The sequence below is a fragment of the Amycolatopsis sp. NPDC051061 genome, from assembly GCF_040682935.1.
Taxonomy (GTDB): domain Bacteria; phylum Actinomycetota; class Actinomycetes; order Mycobacteriales; family Pseudonocardiaceae; genus Amycolatopsis.
Map to the genome: position 1 here is coordinate 153,248 of NZ_JBFBBZ010000006.1, position 13,121 is coordinate 166,368.

At 70.2% G+C, this 13,121-nt stretch carries 14 protein-coding genes; 4 read left to right on the forward strand and 10 right to left on the reverse strand.

Features of this window, described 5'->3' with window-relative positions; genetic code table 11:
• Positions 1-5: 5 nt before the first annotated feature.
• The gene (locus tag AB0N03_RS10495; RefSeq protein ID WP_364368488.1) at positions 6-494 is read left to right on the forward strand and encodes a glutathione peroxidase; all 489 of its coding nucleotides are present in this window, start codon (positions 6-8) and stop codon (positions 492-494) included.
• Positions 495-536: 42 nt separating this feature from the next.
• Here the strand turns inward: AB0N03_RS10495 and AB0N03_RS10500 are convergent, their stop codons facing one another.
• On the reverse strand, positions 537-1,766 hold the full coding sequence (locus tag AB0N03_RS10500) for a YbiU family protein (protein WP_364368491.1): 1,230 nt from the start codon (positions 1,764-1,766) through the stop codon (positions 537-539).
• Positions 1,767-1,856: 90 nt separating this feature from the next.
• Between AB0N03_RS10500 and AB0N03_RS10505 the strand changes: the two genes are divergently transcribed.
• On the forward strand, positions 1,857-2,972 hold the full coding sequence (locus tag AB0N03_RS10505) for an ROK family transcriptional regulator (protein WP_364368493.1): 1,116 nt from the start codon (positions 1,857-1,859) through the stop codon (positions 2,970-2,972).
• A 43-nt stretch (positions 2,973-3,015) separates the two neighbouring features.
• Here AB0N03_RS10505 and AB0N03_RS10510 read toward each other — a convergent pair whose 3' ends face one another.
• The gene (locus tag AB0N03_RS10510) at positions 3,016-4,779 is read right to left on the reverse strand and encodes a sugar-binding domain-containing protein (RefSeq protein ID WP_364368496.1); all 1,764 of its coding nucleotides are present in this window, start codon (positions 4,777-4,779) and stop codon (positions 3,016-3,018) included.
• Between the two features lie 125 nt (positions 4,780-4,904).
• Here AB0N03_RS10510 and AB0N03_RS10515 point away from each other — a divergent pair, with 125 nt between their 5' ends.
• The gene (locus tag AB0N03_RS10515) at positions 4,905-6,182 is read left to right on the forward strand and encodes a glycosyltransferase family 4 protein (RefSeq protein ID WP_364368499.1); all 1,278 of its coding nucleotides are present in this window, start codon (positions 4,905-4,907) and stop codon (positions 6,180-6,182) included.
• 106 nt (positions 6,183-6,288) lie between these two features.
• Here the strand turns inward: AB0N03_RS10515 and AB0N03_RS10520 are convergent, their stop codons facing one another.
• The 4 genes from AB0N03_RS10520 to AB0N03_RS10535 form a co-directional block, all read right to left on the reverse strand.
• Positions 6,289-6,417 (reverse strand): hypothetical protein, encoded by a 129-nt coding sequence (locus AB0N03_RS10520; RefSeq protein ID WP_364368501.1) that lies wholly within the window; start codon positions 6,415-6,417, stop codon positions 6,289-6,291.
• 119 nt (positions 6,418-6,536) lie between these two features.
• Complete coding sequence (locus AB0N03_RS10525; protein WP_364368504.1) at positions 6,537-6,839, reverse strand: hypothetical protein; 303 nt, start codon at positions 6,837-6,839, stop codon at positions 6,537-6,539.
• Positions 6,840-6,869: 30 nt separating this feature from the next.
• Positions 6,870-7,316, reverse strand: coding sequence for a class I SAM-dependent methyltransferase (locus tag AB0N03_RS10530; RefSeq protein WP_364368506.1), 447 nt, complete (start codon positions 7,314-7,316; stop codon positions 6,870-6,872).
• 56 nt (positions 7,317-7,372) lie between these two features.
• Positions 7,373-7,831: a nuclear transport factor 2 family protein gene (locus tag AB0N03_RS10535; protein WP_364368508.1), complete on the reverse strand. Its 459-nt coding sequence runs from the start codon at positions 7,829-7,831 to the stop codon at positions 7,373-7,375.
• A 90-nt stretch (positions 7,832-7,921) separates the two neighbouring features.
• On the opposite strand from AB0N03_RS10535, the gene AB0N03_RS10540 reads away from it, so the two are divergent.
• Positions 7,922-8,455, forward strand: coding sequence for a TetR/AcrR family transcriptional regulator (locus AB0N03_RS10540; RefSeq protein WP_364368511.1), 534 nt, complete (start codon positions 7,922-7,924; stop codon positions 8,453-8,455).
• Here AB0N03_RS10540 and AB0N03_RS10545 read toward each other — a convergent pair.
• The 4 genes from AB0N03_RS10545 to aceA all read right to left on the reverse strand — a co-directional run bounded on the left by AB0N03_RS10545 (position 8,446) and on the right by aceA (position 12,977).
• A complete protein-coding gene (locus AB0N03_RS10545; protein ID WP_364368514.1) occupies positions 8,446-9,303 on the reverse strand; it encodes a hypothetical protein in 858 nt (285 codons plus the stop codon). The two genes, AB0N03_RS10540 and AB0N03_RS10545, sit on opposite strands and share 10 nt — an antisense overlap.
• A 10-nt stretch (positions 9,304-9,313) precedes the next feature.
• On the reverse strand, positions 9,314-9,805 hold the full coding sequence (locus AB0N03_RS10550; RefSeq protein WP_364368517.1) for a SigE family RNA polymerase sigma factor: 492 nt from the start codon (positions 9,803-9,805) through the stop codon (positions 9,314-9,316).
• A 189-nt stretch (positions 9,806-9,994) separates the two neighbouring features.
• A complete protein-coding gene (gene aceB, locus AB0N03_RS10555) occupies positions 9,995-11,602 on the reverse strand; it encodes a malate synthase A (RefSeq protein WP_364368520.1) in 1,608 nt (535 codons plus the stop codon).
• A gap of 94 nt (positions 11,603-11,696) precedes the next feature.
• The gene (gene aceA, locus AB0N03_RS10560) at positions 11,697-12,977 is read right to left on the reverse strand and encodes an isocitrate lyase (protein WP_364368522.1); all 1,281 of its coding nucleotides are present in this window, start codon (positions 12,975-12,977) and stop codon (positions 11,697-11,699) included.
• Between the last annotated feature and the right edge of the window lie 144 nt (positions 12,978-13,121).

A 13,121-nucleotide genomic window follows, 5' to 3' on the forward strand; every position in this document is an offset into this window, starting at 1 on the left:
GACTCATGGGGATCCACGAAATTCCGGTCAAGACCCTCGACGGGCAGGACAGCTCGCTGGCATCGCTCGCTGGCAAAGCGCTGCTCGTGGTCAACGTCGCGTCGAAGTGCGGCCTGACCCCGCAGTACTCCGACCTCGAGCGGCTGCAGGAGCGCTTCGGCGGCCAGGGCTTCTCCGTCGTCGGTTTTCCGTGCAACCAGTTCGCCGGACAGGAGCCGGGCAGCGCGGAAGAGATCCAGACGTTCTGCTCGACGACCTACGGCGTGACCTTCCCGCTCTTCGAGAAGATCGACGTCAACGGCGAAGGTCGGCACCCGTTGTACGCCGAACTGACCAAGACGGCCGACACCGACGGTGACTCCGGCGACGTCCAGTGGAACTTCGAGAAGTTCCTCGTCGGTGCCGACGGTGAGGTCCTGGCGCGGTTCCGGCCGCGGACCGAGCCCGAGGACGACCAGGTCGTCAAGGCGATCGAGGCCGCGCTGCCGGCGTGAGACGGCCGGTGTCGCGCCGGGCCTCCACTCGGCGCGGCGCCGTCACAGACCGAACTGGTCGCGACCGACCGCGTTGAGATCGTCGATTGTGGCGCGGCCGGTCCAGTTCACTTCGTAGTCTTCAGGCGCGAAGTCGCCCGGGCTCGCGCCGGCCAGGAAGGCGCGGCCACACTTCTCCGCGTAGGCCGCGTTCTTCGGGCAGTGCGGGCTCGCCGGGATGTACATGACGTTGCCCCAGCGGTCCGGGTTGGTTCCGTCGGCGACGGCGTGGACGACGTCGCCGTGCCACCAGACCGTGTCGCCCGGTTCGACCGCGGGGATCGAGGTCAGCGCGGGCAGCAGGTCGTCGTGGTATTTGTCGCTCACCGGCAGGGCCTGACCGTTGGCGGCGCCGCAGAGGTCGTCGTCGGGGATGTCGTCCTGCAGCGCGCGGAGCAGCACGTACGCGATCGCCGACGGGATCGGCACCACGTGCAGCACGCCGTCGCCCTGGTGCATTTCCGACAACGCGGTCCAGCCTTGGAAGGTCCGGAAGGCCGAGCACATGACCGTCGACGGGTATTCGTCGACTTCGGTGCGGTAAGCGCCGTCCCACGGGTCGTACTTTTGCCAGTTTCCGGCGAAGACGTAGCGGAAAACCTGCTGGTAGGCGGGCAGGAGCCAGCGTTCGACCGAGCCGGAGTCGGTGTGGGCGGACAGGCCCAGCGACGCCGAGCCGGGCGGTCGGCGGCGGATGCGATCGGGATAGGCCGTGTCGCGATCGGGATCGAACCAGACGCGGCCCTCGGATTCGTGCCGCCAGAAGGAGTTGAGGAACCACCGGACGGCGACCATGTGCTCGTGCTGGCGGGCCTCGATCTGCGGCTTCGACCAGTACACCGGGTAGATCTGCGGCTGGCTTGACGCGAGGCCGGCGAAGACGTCGTCGGCCGGGCCCTGGTACGTGCCGGCGAAGTCGTTGTCGGCGAGGTACGCGGCCAGCTCGGCGTCCCAGGCTTCGGCCGTTTCCCGCGCGAAGGTGGCCTTGACCACGGCGCAGCCGCGGCGCCGGACAGCGTCGAGCGTGCGCTGCGGCACGGTCCCGTCGGCGATGTCGCGGTAGCGGACCACGGGGAAGGCGTCCGGGTCGGCGGCGACGGCGTCGACCTCGCGGCGCATCGCGTCGCGGACTTCGGCGAACGCGCCGGCGACGGCGCCGATCCGGGCGCGCAGCTCGTGCTTGGTCCGCGAGATGGCCTCGGACATGTTCGTTGGCAGCTCTGTGGTCGTCATCGGGTGTCCTCGCGATCTTTTGGTTAGGACTCCTTACTAGAATGGCCCGGCTACGGTAACCCCAGTCCGTCTCCCGCCACAAGAGGTGCGATGTCCGACCCCGACCGGCCGCTTCCGCGCCTGGCGATGCTGCGGGCCATGACCGACCGCGCGGTGCTCGACCACGTCTTCGTCCACGGGCGGACCACACGCGCGGAGCTCGCCGCGACCACCGGGATCTCGAAGCCGACGATCTCCGAGTCGGTCCGCCGGCTGGAGACGGCGGCCGCGCTGCGGGCGACCGGCACCGACCAGACCGGCCGTCGCGGCCGGATCGCCACCTTCTACGAACTGGCCGCCGATGCCGGCCGCGTGGTCGCCGCGGAGGTCAATCAGCAGGGCATCCGCACGATCACGACCGACCTGACCGGGACGGTCCTGGACACCGGCCGGCACCCGCCCGGCGACCGGCCGATGACGGCCGCGGTCCGGGACGCCGTCGCCGCGGCGGCCGGGGTGGGGCCGGGTCCGGTGCGGGCGACCGCGATCTCGGTGGCCAACCCGGTCGACCCGGTCACACACGAGGTCGTCGCGCTGCCGGGGTCGCCTTTTCCCGAGGGGACCCTCCGGGCCGGGGAGATCGGGCGTGACGTTCTCCTCGACAACGACGTCAACTTCTCCGCGCTCGCCGAACGGCGGGAGGGCGGCGCGCGGGACGCGAAGAGCTTCGCTTACGTCTACGTCGGCGCCGGGCTCGGTGTCAGTCTCTATGTGGGCGATCAACTCGTGCGCGGGTCACACGGGCTGGCGGGCGAGATCGGGTACTTGGACAGTTCGGGATCGACGCTCGCGTCGGCTCTCGCCGATCAGGGTTTCGGCAGGTCCGACGCGCCTTCGCTGGACGTTGACGCGATCTTGACCACGCTCGACCAGGCCGCCGGCGACGCTGTGGCCGCCGAACGGCTACGGCTGCTCGGCGCAACGCTCGGGCGGGCCGTCGCCGCGATCTGCACGATCGTCGATCCGGACCTGGTGCTGCTGGGCGGCCCGGCGGGAAGCCGGCCGGCCCTCGTGGCCGAAATTCGGCGAACGGTTCTGGCGGCGGCGCCGGGCCCGGTCCGGGTGGAGGCGGGCGCGGTGACGGACTCGGCGGCGCTGCGTGGCGCGTTGTTGTCGGGGCTCGACCAGGGGCGGGATCGCCTGGTCAAGGCCGTCACCGAAAGCTGACCGGAACCTGCCGGCGCGAATCGTCGGAAATCGACCAAGCGGCTCAGGCCGAGCCGGCGTCGATCACCGCTCGCACACACTTCGCGACCACCGACGGGTCAACTTTGACCACTCGACGGTCGTACGTCAGGAGGCCGTTGACCTCGTTCTCGACATCGGTCGTCTGGGTGTAGACCGCGCCGGACAGGCCTCGCTCGACAACCACTCGCTCCAGAGCGGCGCTCACCTCCGCGTAGCGCTCGGTCAGCCGCTCCCGGCTCGACGTCATCTCGTAGGCGTTCGGCGGACCGGGCCAGCGGTGGTCGTCCAAGACCAGACCGAGGCCGCCGTACTCGCCGTCGACGATCGCCCGGCCGTCGGTGACCGTCGGCTCGCCGGGGCCCACGTACGTGTGGTCGTCGTAGACGTCACCCGCGCCGGTGTCCGGGCGGGAGAAGCAGCAGTTGACGCCGCTGTTCGCGATCACCAGCCGGGTCGGGTCGAGGGTCTTGACCAGTTCCGCGACACGGGCCGTGTCGAACTCACCCCAGCCCTCGTTGAACGGCACCCAGCCGACGATCGACGGGACAGCCCGTAGTTGTGTGATCATTTTGATCAGTTCCGCTTCGAACCGCTCACGCGCCCGCGGGACCGGGTCCGGCGCGATGCCGGGCGGGCCGTCGAACGACACCGTCAGCGACGGCATGTCCTGCCAGACGACCAGGCCCAGCGTGTCGGCCCAAAAATACCAGCGCGCCGACTCGACCTTGACGTGTTTGCGGACGAAATTGAAGCCCAGCTCCTTCGTCTTCTCGAGGTCGAAGCGCAGGGCGTCGTCGGTGGGCGCGGTCGAGATGCCGTCCGGCCAGTAGCCCTGGTCGAGCGGGCCGTGCAGAAACGTGGGCCGGCCGTTGAGCGCGATCCGCGGACGGCCTTCGGCGTCCGGGAGCAGGCCGACCGTCCGCAGACCGGCGTAGCTGCCGACCTCGTCCGAAACCGCGCCATGCCGCTCGAGCAGCTGGACGCGCAGCGTGTAGAGGTGCGGGTCGTCGGGTGTCCAGAGGCGTGATTCGGGAACGTCCACGCGCACCGACGCACCCGCCGGACCCGAGCCACGAGCGACTTCGCCGGCCGTGGTCGAAACGACGACCACGACCTCAGCACCGCCAGTGACCTGGGGGAACACCGTCACTCCGGTGAGGTCCGGAGTCAGCTCCAGGCGTTCGACGCGGGTCTCGGGCACCGGCTCGAGCCACACCGTCTGCCAGATTCCGGACGACGCCGTGTAGCAGATCCCGCCGGGCGCGTTGCGCTGCTTGCCGACCGGGAAGGGCTCGATGTCGGTGCGGTCCTCGGCCCGCACGGTCAGCTCCTGCGGCCCCGACGCCCGCAGGACGTCGGTGATGTCCGCGTTGAACGCCGTGTAGCCGCCTTCGTTCGTCGCGACGAGCTGGTTGTTGACCCACACCTTCGCCGTCTGGTCGACCGCACCGAAGTGCAGGAGGACCCGCGAGCCGTGCCAGTCGGCCGGGATCTCGATCAGGCGCCGGTACCAGAGGATCTCGTCGCGTCGTCCGATTCCGGACAACGCCGACTCCGGCGGGAACGGGACCAGGATCCGCTCGGCGTAGCCGGACGGCCGTGGTTCGTCCGGCGACAACGGCCAGCCCGCGTACTCCCAGACGCCGTTGAGGTTCAGCCAGCGAAGCCGGGTCAGCTGGGGCCGCGGGTATTCGGGGAGGGCGTTGTCCGGGCCCACCTCTGCCGTCCACGGGGTGGACAACGGCGGGTCGAGCCGGCGCCAGCCGGTGTCCTCTGGTGCAGTCATCCCGGCCGATGGTGGCAGAGATCGCCGGGCTCGCCAGTGAGTCGGACCACATTCGGCGACGGATATGGCCGGTCGGCTGGCACAGGCGCCGCCAGGCCGTCCCGACTCGCGAGTAACCTCTCCGCATGCGTGTGCTGATGCTGTCCTGGGAGTACCCGCCAGTGGCCATCGGCGGCCTGGCCCGGCACGTGCACGCGCTCGCCTGCCACCTGGCCCACCAGGGTCACGAGGTCGTCATCCTTTGCCGGCACGCAGCGGGCACCGATGCCGGGACGCACCCGCGGACCGACCGCGTCGTCGAGGGCGTGCGGATCATCCGGGTCGCCGAGGACCCGATGCACGTGACGTTCGAACGCGACCTCGTCGCCTGGACGCTGGCCATGGGACACGCCATGATCCGCGCGGCGCAGGACCTGCTGCGCGGCTGGCAGCCGGACGTCGTGCACGCACACGACTGGCTGGTCGGGCACCCGGCCATCGCGATCGCCGAGGCCGCGCGGGTGCCGTTGGTCGGCACGATCCACGCGACCGAGGCCGGCCGGCACTCGGGCTGGCTGTCGCACTCACTGAACCAGCAGGTTCACTCGGTCGAGTGGTGGCTGGCGAACCGCGCCGACGCGCTCATCACCTGCTCGCAGGCCATGCGCCGCGAGGTCGCGCACCTCTTCGAGGTCGAGGCCGGCGACGTCACGGTGATCCACAACGGCATCGAAGAACGCGGCTGGCAGGTGCCGACGAAGGAGATCGCTCGCGCCCGCCAGGTCTACAGCCCGGCCGGGGCGCCACTGTTGCTCTATTTCGGACGACTCGAGTGGGAGAAGGGCGTGCAGGACCTGCTGGCCGCGCTCCCCCGCATCCGGCGCCGCCACCCCGGCACGCGGGTGGTCGTCGCCGGAAAAGGACGACACTTCGACGAGCTGGTCGAGCAGTCGCGGAAGCTGCGGGTGCGGCGCGCGGTCGACTTCGTCGGGCACCTGTCGGACCGCGACCTGCGCGCGGCACTGGCCGCGGCCGACGCCGTCGTGCTGCCCAGCCGGTACGAGCCGTTCGGGATCGTCGCGTTGGAGGCCGCGGCGGCGAAGGCCCCGCTGGTCGCGTCGACGGCCGGCGGTCTCGGCGAGGTCGTGGTGCACGGCGAGACCGGGCTGGCGTTCAGCCCCGGCGATGTCGCGGAACTGGCCAACGCGGTGACGGCCGTGCTCGACGACGCGCCGGCCGCGGCGAAGCGGGCGAAGGCTGCGCAGTCGCGGTTGGCCGCGGACTTCGACTGGGGCCGGATCGCCGAGGCGACCGCCGCGGTCTACAAGCGGACCAAACCGGGCGAGCCCGTCGAGCTGCCGCGGCCGAAGATCGCCACCGGCAACGCGTTCGAGCCGGTCGCGGCCGGAGTGCCGGAACTGTAGGTAGACGAGGCCGACGAATAGCTCGGCCGAGCGTGGATCGGCCGGCCGGGCTTCAAGCGGGCCGGACCTCGCAGCGCCGGTTCAGGAACTGTAGGTAGCGGCGCGCTCAGAAGTGACAGGGCCGGACGCAGTCCGGGTGCGCCGAAGGGGCCGCGGACACCGTCGCCACAGCGCCGAACGAGAACGAAAACACGACGAAGACGGCGGCGACGACAGCTCTCAACTTGCTGGTCATGGGGACTCCTCGGGAAGACCGGCGCAAGAACGCGCCTCGCAGCGAGCATCCGCGCCGGTTCCCGGGGAAACAATAAGCGGAACTCTACGGGCCGGTACCCATTCGCCTTCCGTGACCGGTCAGCGGGTCCCGGTCAGGATGCGCACCCGAACCTGCTCCCGCACTGGTCCGTGCGGAACCACCGCCTCCCGGACGCGCTCGGTGAACGCCGGCCGCGCCTCGGGCGGCGGCAGCTGTGACGGGCTCATGGCCGAAAAAACGCCACCGACGATCTCCTCGACACTCAGCGGCGCGTCATACGAGACGACCTGGGAATCGACCGCATATCCCGCCGCCGAGAGAGCGTCCGCGTAGCGCGACTGGCTCGTGTCGTCCGTTCCGCACGTGCTGTGCAGCGGCGTCCCCAGATACGACGAAACCACCTCGCGCAGCGCCGCCGACCACGCCGTGTCCTACAGCCACAGCGGCTCGCCGTTGGTCACCACCGCGACACCGCCGCCCGGACGCACGAACGAGCGCGCCGCCGCGAACAACCGGGCGTGGTCCATCCAGTGCAACGCCTGCGCCACCGTCACCGCGGCCAGCCGGCCCGGGCCGAGCGCCGGCGTCAGCGCGTCGAGGTCGGAGTCCGCGCCCAAGAGCCAGCTCACATTCGGCGGCGAACCCGCCTTGCGGGCCTGGTCGAGCATCGCCGGTTCCGGGTCCATACCCAGCACCGCGCCCACCCGGGGCGCCAGGACCCGGGTGAGCTGGCCGGTTCCGCAGCCGAGGTCGAGCACGACGTCGTCGCGCGTCAGCGCGAACGCCGCCGTCAGCGCGTCCCCCACCGCGGGCGGGTAGCCGCGGCGGAACCGCTGGTAGTACTCGCTCACTTCGCCGCCGAACGCCGGTGCCGTCATGGCACGAGCATGCCCACGGCCGGGCGCGAAAGGGCGCGGTTACGCCCGAAGCGGACTCAGAAGATCGGCAGCAGGACGCCGTGTTCGGACTCCGGGCGCGGTCCGAAGATCCGACGATCCGATGACTCGATCGGCAGATCGTTGATGCTCGCCTCCCGCCGGCGCATCAGCCCTTCGTCACTGAACTCCCACAGCTCGTTGCCGTAGCTGCGGAACCACTGGCCGTCGGCGTTGCGGGACTCGTACTGGAACCGGACGCCGATGCGGTTGCCGCGGAAGCCCCACAGCTCCTTGCGCAACGCGTAGTCCAGCTCGCGCTCCCACTTCGCCGTCAGGAACCTGACGATGTCCGCGCGGCCCACGACGTGCTGGTCGCGATTGCGCCACACGGAATCCTCCGTGTAGGCGAGCGAGACGCGCTCCGGGTCGCGGGTGTTCCAAGCGTCCTCGGCGGCCTGGACTTTCTGGCGGGCGGTGTCCTCGTCGAACGGCGGGAACGGCGGACGCGGGGTCATGTGAGCTCCTTAGCACCGAGGAGAACGTCCGTTCTCCAGCCACCCCGCTAGACTAGAGAACGTTCATTCTCCGCACCAGAGGCAGGTGACATGACTCCCACGGAGGCGACCGACCGGCTCCTGGAAGCCGCCGAGGAACTCTTCTACGCCCACGGCGTCCAAGCGGTCGGGATGGACGCCGTCCGCGCTCGGTCGGGCGTCTCCCTCAAGCGGCTCTACCAGACCTTCCCGGCGAAGAACGACCTGGTCGAGGCCTATCTCCGGCGCCGCGACGAGCGCTGGCGGGCGTCGTTGCGCGAATTCGTCCACGCCCACGGCGACGACCCGCTCGCCGTGTTCGGCTGGCTGCGGAACTGGGTCGCCGAGCCCGGTTTCCGCGGCTGCGCGTTCATCAACTCGTTCGGCGAGTTCGGTGAACCGGCGCCGGGCATCGCGGCCGCGATCCGCGAGCACAAGGACCACGTCCGGGCCTACCTGCGTGGTCTCGTTCCGGACCAAACCATCGCCGACCAGCTGTTCTCGCTGGTCGAAGGCGCGACCGTGCTCGCCGCGATCACCGGTGATCCGGGCGAAGCGAGCACGGCCCGCGAAGCCGCGAAGGTCCTTCTGGCCGCTCAGGGATAGAGCGTCAGCCCCGGGTCGAGCGCGACCGCCTTCAGCTGGGCGAGACTCAGCGGCGGCGGCCCGTCCGGCGAATCGTCATGCTTCTGCTTCGCACTGTCGGCGACGTTCTCCGCCTCGATGATGACGCCCGTGCCGTCGGGCTTGGTGACGTTGACCCGGTTGACGGTCGAGTCCTCGGGATAGGTGAACGTCAGTGCGACGATCGTTTCGCCGTTCGGCCCGGACGTCCGGTCGCACCCGCCCTCCGAACCGCCGGGCGGAGGGGCGCACTCGGTGGCCGGTGTGGCGTTGCCGCCGAGCCGCGTGACGATCGCCCAGACGTTGCCCGTGCCCGCCGAGCCGGCCGTCGTCGCCGCGGCCATGAAGTAGTCCTCGCCGCCGCTGCACGCCCCCTCGTGCGCCACCCTCGCGGAAAACACGTGGTAGAAGGTCAGTGGCCCGTGCTGCTTCCCCTTCGGGTACTCGCCCTGGGCGTGCGGCTGAAGCTGCGTTCCGGCCGCGACCCGCGGCCGGACGGCGGAAGTGAGCACACCGCTGAGCCGCTTCGCGGCGACGTCGGCGGTCTCCGGGATCGGCGCGCCGGTCTGCGGCGGGAAGGGATCGTGGGCGCACGGGTCGGGTGACGCCGAAGGTGAGCTCCCGGGCATCACCGCCGCCGCACCGGGGTCGCCGGGCGCGAACACGGTCGCCGCTACGACGGCCACCGCCGCCACCCCCGCACCCGCGGCCGTCCACGGCGCCACCCGGCGCACCCGCGCGCGACGGCGTTCGCGGTCCAGGACCGCGTCGAAGTCCACTGTGGACGCCGGCACCGAGCCGATCGCCACATCGAACTGTTCCCTGCTCATGGCTCCTCCTTCAGCTCTGGCTCGCGACGACGAGCGCGCGCAGCGAGTCGAGCCCGCGCGCGGTCTGGCTCTTCACGGTCCCGGACGAACACTCGAGAATCTCGGCGGTGTCCTCGACGGAGAGGTCGCAGTAGTAGCGCAGCACGACGGCGGCCCGGCGCCGTGGCGGCAGTGCGTCGAGCAGTTCGAGCAGGCCGAGCCGTTCGACGACGTCGTCACTGGGCAGCACGGCCGGTTCCGGCAGCGTCTCCGCCGGCTCCTCCCGCCGCCACGCCCGGGCCTTCTCGTCGAGCCAGGTCCGCACCAGGATCCGGTGCACGTAGGCGTCGACGTGGTCCATCAGCCGGACCCGCGGCCAGTGCCGGTACAGCTTGCCGATGGTGATCGACACCAGGTCGTCAGCGAGGTGCCAGTCCCGGCACAGCAGGTAAGCCGTCCGGCGCAGGACGTCCATCCGGGCCGTGACGTAGTCGCGGAACCCCGCCTCTTCCGGCCGTTTCACGTGTTCCTCCTCGTCGCCCTCACACCGTGTCAAACGGGACCGGCGGGCGCGGAGGTTGCCCGGAGAAGCAAAACGACGAAACTGGTCCGGCGACGGGGAGCCATCGTCGCCGGACCAGTTCCGGACCACACCATCCCAATCAGTGTGGATCCGGCCGCCCCTCGTCAGGTAGGGGCGACCGGGGCCCTGCTACCGGGCGTCCGTGAGGTACCGCGCGTAGGCACCCGTGGTGAGGAAGCTCGCCAGCTTCTCGCCCAGCGCGGTTTCGGTGAAGATCTCGTACGCGTCGTCGAGGCGGTTGCCGGTACCGAGCTCCGCCCGCACCGACGCGAGTTCGTCGTTCAGGTACTCGACCGCCAGCTCGCGGGTCAGCGCCGTGCCGTCCTCGAGCTTCGTGCCGTTGCGGATCCACTGCCAGACCTGGCAGCGCGCGATCTCCGCCGTGGCCGCGTCCTCCATCAGGTTGTGGATCGCCGCCGCGCCGGTGCCGCGCAGCCACGCGTCGACGTAGCGCAGCGCGACGTTGATGTTCGCGCGCACGCCCGCTTCGGTGACCTCGCCGCCGGCGCTGGCCACGTCGAGCAGGTCCTCGGCGGTGACGTGGACGTCTTCGCGCAGCTTGCCGAGCTGGTTGGGCCAGCCGCCGAGCACGCCGTCGAAGACCTCCCGGCAGATCGGGACCAGGCCGGGGTGCGCGACCCACGAGCCGTCGAAACCGTCGCCGGCCTCGCGTTCCTTGTCGGCGCGGACCTTCTCGGCCGCGGTCGCGTTGATCTCCGGGTCCTTGCTCGGGATGAACGCGGCCATGCCGCCGATGGCGTGCGCGCCGCGCTGGTGGCAGGTGCTCACCAGCAGCTCGGTGTAGGCGCGCATGAACGGCACGGTCATCGTGACCTGCGCGCGGTCCGGCAGCACGAAGTCGGCGCCATGCGCGGCGAAGTTCTTGATCATGCTGAAGATGTAGTCCCAGCGCCCGGCGTTGAGACCCGCCGCGTGCTCGCGCAACTCGTAAAGGATCTCGTCCATCTCGAAGGCCGCGGTGATCGTCTCGATCAGCACGGTGGCGCGGATCGTGCCGCGCGGAATGCCGAGCTCGCGCTGTGCCAGCAGGAAGACGTCGTTCCACAGGCGCGCTTCGAGGTGGTTTTCCAGCTTCGGCAGGTAGAAGTACGGGCCGACGCCGCGCGCGAGCAGCTGGCGCGCGTTGTGGAAGAAGTACAGGCCGAAGTCGACCAGGCTCGCCGACACCGGGCGCCCGTCGATGCGGATGTGCTTCTCCACCAGGTGCCAGCCGCGGGGGCGCGCGACGATCGTCGCCGGGTCGTCGCCGATCGTGTACTGCTTGCCGGCCTCGGTGGTGAAGTCGATGTTGCGGCGGATCGCGTCGTAGAGGTTGAGCTGGCCGTCGATGACGTTGTGCCACGTCGGCGACGTCGCGTCCTCGAAGTCCGCCAGCCACACCTTCGCGCCGGAGTTCAGCGCGTTGACCGTCATCTTGCGGTCGGTCGGGCCGGTGATCTCGACGCGGCGGTCCTCCAGACCCGGCGCGGTCGGCGCGACCTGCCACGAGTGGTCGTCGCGCACCCGGCGCGTCTCGGGCAGGAAGCCGAGCGGCTTCTCGCCGGACTGCAGCTCCTCGCGGCGCACGCGACGGGCGTCGAGCAGCTCGCGTCGGCGTCCGGCGAACGTGTTGTCGAGCTTGGCCAGGAAGTCGAGTGCCGCCGGGGTCAGGATTTCGGCGAACCGGCCCTCGACCGGCCCGGTGACCTCGATGCGGTAGTTCAGTCGATCAACCATGGGATGCCTCCGCGAGCAGAGCTGTGCAGGGAAGGAAAGAAGGGAGGGACGCGGCCTGACGACGGAGGGGGTCGCCGTCAGGCCGCGGCCGGGATCAGTGGAACTGGGCTTCTTCGGTGGAGCCCTTGAGCGCGGTGGTCGAGCTCTCCGGGTTCAGCGCCGTCGCGACGTTGTCGAAGTAGCCGGTGCCGACCTCGCGCTGGTGCTTGGTGGCGGTGTAGCCGCGGCTCTCCGAAGCGAACTCGCGCTCCTGCAGGTCGACGTAGGCGGTCATGCCCTCGCGGGCGTAGCCGTGCGCCAGGTCGAACATCGAGTAGTTCAGCGCGTGGAAGCCGGCCAGCGTGATGAACTGGAACTTGTAGCCCATGTGGCCGAGCTCGCGCTGGAACTTCGCGATCGTGGCGTCGTCCAGGTGCTTCTTCCAGTTGAACGACGGCGAGCAGTTGTAGGCCAGCATCTGGTCCGGGAACTTCGCCTTGATGGCCTCGGCGTACTTGCGCGCCACCTCGAGGTCCGGCTCCGAGGTCTCCATCCAGAGCAGGTCGGCGTACTGGGCGTAGGCCAGGCCGCGCTCGATGCACGGCTGGATGCCGTTGGTGACCTCGTAGAAACCCTCGGCGGTGCGGCCGCCGGTCAGGAACTGCTGGTCGCGCTCGTCGACGTCGCTGGTCAGCAGCGTCGCGGCCTGCGCGTCGGTGCGGGCGACGATCAGAGACGGCACGTTCAGCACGTCCGCGGCGAGGCGGGCGGCGTTCAGCGTGCGCTCGTGCTGCTTGGTCGGGATGAGGACCTTGCCGCCGAGGTGGCCGCACTTCTTCTCGGACGCGAGCTGGTCTTCCCAATGCACGCCCGCGGCGCCGGCCGCGATCATGCCCTTCATCAGCTCGAACGCGTTGAGCGGGCCACCGAAGCCGGCTTCGGCGTCGGCGACGATCGGGGCGAACCAGTCGATGTCGGTGTTGCCCTCGGCCCAGTTGATCTGGTCGGCGCGGCCCAGCGCGTTGTTGATGCGGCGGACCACGGCCGGCACCGAGTTGGCCGGGTAGAGGCTCTGGTCCGGGTAGGTCTGGCCGGACAGGTTGGCGTCGGCCGCGACCTGCCAGCCCGACAGGTAGATGGCCTGCAGGCCCGCGCGGACCTGCTGGACGGCCTGGTTCCCGGTGAGGGCGCCGAGCGCGTGGACGTAGTCCTCGGTGTGCAGGAGGTTCCACAGCTTCTCCGCGCCACGGCGGGCCAGGGTGTGCTCTTCGACGACGCTGCCGCGCAGCTTGACGACGTCCTCAGCCGAGTAGGAGCGCTGCACGCCCGCCCAGCGGGAGTCGTTCGCCCACTGCGCCGCCAGCTCCGCGGCCGCCTGCTTGGCCTGTTCCGTCATCGGATCTCCCGGTGTTGCGAAGTTTGCGATTGCTCGCCTTGCCTGATCCGACCCTTGCACGGCTGGGAAAACCCGGTCTAGCTATCCAAGTTGCCAATTTGTGCGAAGGGTACGTACGCTCTTTGCAAAGGTTGCTAATTGCCG

Coding starts and splice junctions, on each gene's coding strand:
- AB0N03_RS10520 (WP_364368501.1), bottom strand. CDS start 6,417: ATGACCAGCAAGTTGAGAGCTGTCGTCGCCGCCGTCTTCGTCGTGTTT.
- AB0N03_RS10515 (WP_364368499.1), top strand. CDS start 4,905: ATGCGTGTGCTGATGCTGTCCTGGGAGTACCCGCCAGTGGCCATCGGC.
- AB0N03_RS10495 (WP_364368488.1), top strand. CDS start 6: ATGGGGATCCACGAAATTCCGGTCAAGACCCTCGACGGGCAGGACAGC.
- AB0N03_RS10500 (WP_364368491.1), bottom strand. CDS start 1,766: ATGACGACCACAGAGCTGCCAACGAACATGTCCGAGGCCATCTCGCGG.
- aceA (WP_364368522.1), bottom strand. CDS start 12,977: ATGACGGAACAGGCCAAGCAGGCGGCCGCGGAGCTGGCGGCGCAGTGG.
- AB0N03_RS10545 (WP_364368514.1), bottom strand. CDS start 9,303: ATGAGCAGGGAACAGTTCGATGTGGCGATCGGCTCGGTGCCGGCGTCC.
- AB0N03_RS10530 (WP_364368506.1), bottom strand. CDS start 7,316: ATGACGGCACCGGCGTTCGGCGGCGAAGTGAGCGAGTACTACCAGCGG.
- AB0N03_RS10505 (WP_364368493.1), top strand. CDS start 1,857: ATGTCCGACCCCGACCGGCCGCTTCCGCGCCTGGCGATGCTGCGGGCC.
- AB0N03_RS10535 (WP_364368508.1), bottom strand. CDS start 7,831: ATGACCCCGCGTCCGCCGTTCCCGCCGTTCGACGAGGACACCGCCCGC.
- AB0N03_RS10510 (WP_364368496.1), bottom strand. CDS start 4,779: ATGACTGCACCAGAGGACACCGGCTGGCGCCGGCTCGACCCGCCGTTG.
- AB0N03_RS10540 (WP_364368511.1), top strand. CDS start 7,922: ATGACTCCCACGGAGGCGACCGACCGGCTCCTGGAAGCCGCCGAGGAA.
- aceB (WP_364368520.1), bottom strand. CDS start 11,602: ATGGTTGATCGACTGAACTACCGCATCGAGGTCACCGGGCCGGTCGAG.